We start from the raw sequence: 3,902 nt of genomic DNA on the forward strand, positions 1-3,902 counted from the left end.
CCGCCGCGCTGGCTCATGCCGTGCACTTCGGCCTTCTTCACGTCGTAACCCTGTTCGAACACGAGTTCCGCCATCACGTCGCTCGCCTTGATAACGCCTGTGCCACCGAGGCCGGCAAATTTCACGTTAACTACGCTCATAAAAACTTCTCCTTAAAAGTTGCCGTTCTTCTTTGCAGCGGCTTCGGACTCGGCGAGAGCCTTTTCAGCCTTTTCCTTGTTGGCCTTGTCCCAGGCGAGGATGCTCTTGAGGGCGAGAATGCAGGGGCTCTTCGCCACGATGAGCGTGAGCTCGTCCTTCTCGAGCGCTTCTTTGACGAGGCGCTTGAATTCCTCGGGTTCCTTGACCTGGTTCACTTCGTAGACGTTGTCGAAACCGGCAGTCTTCGCGATGGCACCGTAGTCCAGCTTGTAGGCCGGGCTGTGGTCCAGGTGGCGGCCCGTACCCGGGTGTTCCTGCTGGCCCGTCATGGCGGTGATGCTGTTGTCAAGAATGACGACCACATGGCCGGTGTCGGGGCGGTTGTAGCCCGCTTCCACGAGACCGGTGATGCCGCTGTGGACAAACGTGGAGTCGCCGATCACGGAGACGACCTTCTTGGCCTGTTCGCGCGGAAGCACGTTACGGAGGCCGATGCCCATACCGATAGCGGCACCCATGTCAATCATGTAGTCCATCGCGCTGATGGGCGGGAGAGCGGCGAGCGTGTAGCAGCCGATGTCGCCAGAGACGATGCAGTCGAGTTCCTTGAGAACCGCGAAAGAGCTGCGGTGCGGGCAGCCCGGGCAGAGCATAGGCGGCTTGCCCTTCACCGGAACCGGATCCGGGTTCCTGTCGCCAGCGATAATGCGGCGCACGCGGTTCACGTCGAGTTCGCCGAAGCGGAAAATCGGGTCGAACTTGCTTTCGCACTGGATGCCTGCGGCCTTGATGTTCTCGGCAAGCCACGGGTCGTTTTCTTCAATAACGAGCAGGCGCTTGCCTTCGAACTTCTTCGCGAAATCCTTGATGAGCTGCATCGGCAGCGGGTAGGTCATGCCGAGCTTGAGGATGCTTGCTTCCGGGGCGGCTTCACGCACATGGTGGTAGCTGATGCCGCTCGTGATAATGCCCATGTCGGCGCTGCGCATTTCCACCTTGTTCGGGCCTTCGGCCACGTTCCAGGCTTCCATCTCGTCCATCTTGGCGCGGAGCTTGCGGCCCGCAGGCTTGGAGAAGCCAGGCACCATCACGTGCTGGGCGATATTGCGCTCGAAGTTCGGCACCATGGCCGGGAGCTCTTCCTTCGGGACGACGATGGACTTGGAGTGGTCCACGCGGGTCGTCATGCGGAGAATTACGGGAATCTTGAACTTTTCGCTCGTCTGCATGGCGATGCGGAAGAAGTCGTAGGCTTCCTGGGAGTTGGACGGTTCAAACATCGGGCAAACGGACGCCTTCGCGTGGTTGCGAGTATCCTGTTCGTTCTGGGAACTGCCCTGGCCCGGGTCGTCGGCGACAATCCAGACCATGCCGCCATCCACGCCCGTGTAGGTCGCGGTGTAGAGCACGTCGCTTGCCACGTTGAGGCCCACCATCTTCATGGTGACCACGCTGCGGGCATGGCCAAAGGCTGCACCCAGGGCCACTTCGGCGGCGACCTTCTCGTTCGGGGCCCACTGGGCATACCCGCCGAGTTCAGAATAGTCCTCGAGGATTTCGGTGGAGGGGGTTCCCGGGTAGCCTGCGGCAAACTGCACGTTGCAGTGGCGCATGGAAAGCGAGATGGCCTCGTTTCCCGAAATCAGCATCTTTTTCGCATTCGGATCAAAAGCTGGCATAGCGTTCCTTTTCTTGTGTCAAATGGATTATAAGGCATAGCCTTAAACGCACGCAAATATAGAAATTTCTACATGGTGTCCCCATGGGGCACCGGCAAAGATTGCCGGTAATTCTGCACCAATTTGGCGCAGTTAAATGTCAAAAGTAAAAGAAAATCCGCAAGAAAAAGCATATTTTTTGCTTCCGCCTATTGCTTTTCTGAATTAAATTTTATAAAATTGAATTGTACACAATCAAATGCGGCGAAAACGGAGGCTCATCATGGCAAACATCTACGATTTCACCCTCACCGACGGCAAGGGCAACCAAGTCCCGCTCGCAAATTTCAAGGGCAAGGTGATGCTCATCGTGAACACCGCGACCGGCTGCGGCTTTACCCCGCACTACAAGCCCATCGAGCAGATGTATTCCGATTTTCACGACAAGGGTTTCGAAGTCATCGACATTCCCTGCAACCAGTTCAAGGGCCAGACCCCCGGCACCGACGACGAAATCCACGAATTCTGCACGCTCAACTACGGCACCGAATTCCCGCAGATGAAAAAGTCCGACGTGAACGGCCCCGACGAACTCCCGCTCTACACCTACCTGAAATCGCAGAAAGGTTTCGAAGGTTTCGGCTTTGGCGTAAAGGCCGCCGCCATGGCGCTTTTGCTCAAGAGCATCGACAAGGACTACAAGAAAAATCCCGACATCAAGTGGAACTTCACCAAGTTCGTGGTCGACCGTGAAGGCAACGTAGTCGCACGCTTTGAACCCACCGCCGACATGGACGCCGTTCGCGCCTGTGTAGAGAAGTTGCTCTAGGAGCTGCCATGAACTGCCCCCAGCTAAAACTCGAAAACCAGCTGTGCTTTCCGCTGTATGCCGCGTCCAAGGAGATCACGCGCCGCTACGCCCCGTATCTGGAACCGCTTGACCTCACGTACACGCAGTACATTGTGATGCTCGTGCTGTGGGAAGAAAAAAAGTGCAACGTCTCGGAACTCGGCAAAAAGCTGTTCCTCGATTCCGGGACGCTCACCCCGCTTTTGAAAAAGCTCGAGGCCAAGGGCTACATCCAGCGCACCCGCGAACAGAGCGACGAGCGCTGCCTTTCCGTAAGCCTCACCGCCGAAGGCGAATCGCTCAAGCGCAAGGCCGCAAGCGTCCCCAAGTCCATGGCCAGCTGCGTGAACCTCTCCGACACCGAAGCCAAGACTCTTTACACCCTGCTGTACAAGGTTTTGGAAGGGTTTGGGGCTCCTTAAAGAACTTTTACTCAACCAATTTTACTTTATCCGCGATATGGCGTAAAGCGGACATATTTGAACGTGGCGAATTGCATTTTCCGCTTCGGAATCATGGTAGTCCAAGACCGTCTTTGGATATTTTCCAAACAAATAATTTGGCATTTTTGGATATTTTCCAAAGAAATAATTCGAAAAAGGCGATTTTAGCGGTTTTTCGTCATTTTTCATCAAAAAACTCCTTTTTCGCTCTCCATGAACGCGCTATTCGCCTTTTTTCCGAATGAGCCGTTTCGTAGTATGCATTTCCTTTTGCAGAAGGCGCATGCGCTCTTCCAACAGTTCCTTCGAAGGCAACGCATCTTTGATGCGGATGTTGTTGTATGTCGCGACCCCCATCGGCGTGCCCAGCCCACGGAAAGACCACTGTACATCGGTTGAATCCATGTTGGAACAAATCAACAGCCCGATTGTCGGATTGTCTTCGGGCGCCTTCAGCAACTCATCTACCGCGTTCACGTAAAAGTTCAGTTTGCCGACAAACTCCGGCTCGAACGGCTTTGCCTTCAGTTCGCAGGCGACGAAACAGCGCAAGCGGATATGGTAAAACAGCAGGTCGATTTTGCGGCTTCGTCCACCTACAAGAACCTCCTTTTGCCGTCCAATGAAGGCAAAACCCGTACCCATCTCGAGCAAAAGGTCGGTGACATTCTTCGTAAGAGCCTCTTCCAATTCGGCTTCGTCGTAAATTTCGTGACCAACAGTAGCAAAGCCGAAATCGTAGTTCTCTTTCAGCACATCTTGAACCAGTTTGCTCTGCAAATCGGGCAGTTTTTCGGTAAAATTGTTGAC

General features: G+C 54.8%; 6 protein-coding genes. 2 read left to right on the forward strand and 4 right to left on the reverse strand.

Translation table 11 applies throughout. The annotated features are described in order from the left end of the window. A partial coding sequence (locus B3M32_RS02250; protein WP_290743279.1) for a 2-oxoacid:acceptor oxidoreductase family protein occupies nucleotides 1–140 on the reverse strand: 140 nt, incomplete at its 3' end. 12 nt (nucleotides 141–152) lie between these two features. Continuing rightward, the gene (locus B3M32_RS02255; RefSeq protein ID WP_290743265.1) at nucleotides 153–1,820 is read right to left on the reverse strand and encodes a thiamine pyrophosphate-dependent enzyme; all 1,668 of its coding nucleotides are present in this window, start codon (nucleotides 1,818–1,820) and stop codon (nucleotides 153–155) included. A 262-nt stretch (nucleotides 1,821–2,082) separates the two neighbouring features. Between B3M32_RS02255 and B3M32_RS02260 the strand changes: the two genes are divergently transcribed. Further along, entirely contained in the window at nucleotides 2,083–2,628 is a 546-nt protein-coding gene (locus B3M32_RS02260; RefSeq protein ID WP_290743268.1) for a glutathione peroxidase, read from the forward strand. 8 nt (nucleotides 2,629–2,636) lie between these two features. After that, nucleotides 2,637–3,071 (forward strand): MarR family winged helix-turn-helix transcriptional regulator, encoded by a 435-nt coding sequence (locus B3M32_RS02265; RefSeq protein ID WP_073319232.1) that lies wholly within the window; start codon nucleotides 2,637–2,639, stop codon nucleotides 3,069–3,071. A gap of 21 nt (nucleotides 3,072–3,092) precedes the next feature. Here the strand turns inward: B3M32_RS02265 and B3M32_RS02270 are convergent, their stop codons facing one another. Beyond that, complete coding sequence (locus tag B3M32_RS02270; protein ID WP_290743273.1) at nucleotides 3,093–3,281, reverse strand: hypothetical protein; 189 nt, start codon at nucleotides 3,279–3,281, stop codon at nucleotides 3,093–3,095. 33 nt (nucleotides 3,282–3,314) lie between these two features. Beyond that, nucleotides 3,315–3,902: PDDEXK nuclease domain-containing protein (locus B3M32_RS02275; RefSeq protein ID WP_290743276.1), on the reverse strand; the 588-nt coding region annotated here is incomplete at its 5' end.

The organism is Fibrobacter sp. UBA4309 (assembly GCF_002395745.1).
Taxonomy (GTDB): Bacteria; Fibrobacterota; Fibrobacteria; order Fibrobacterales; family Fibrobacteraceae; genus Fibrobacter.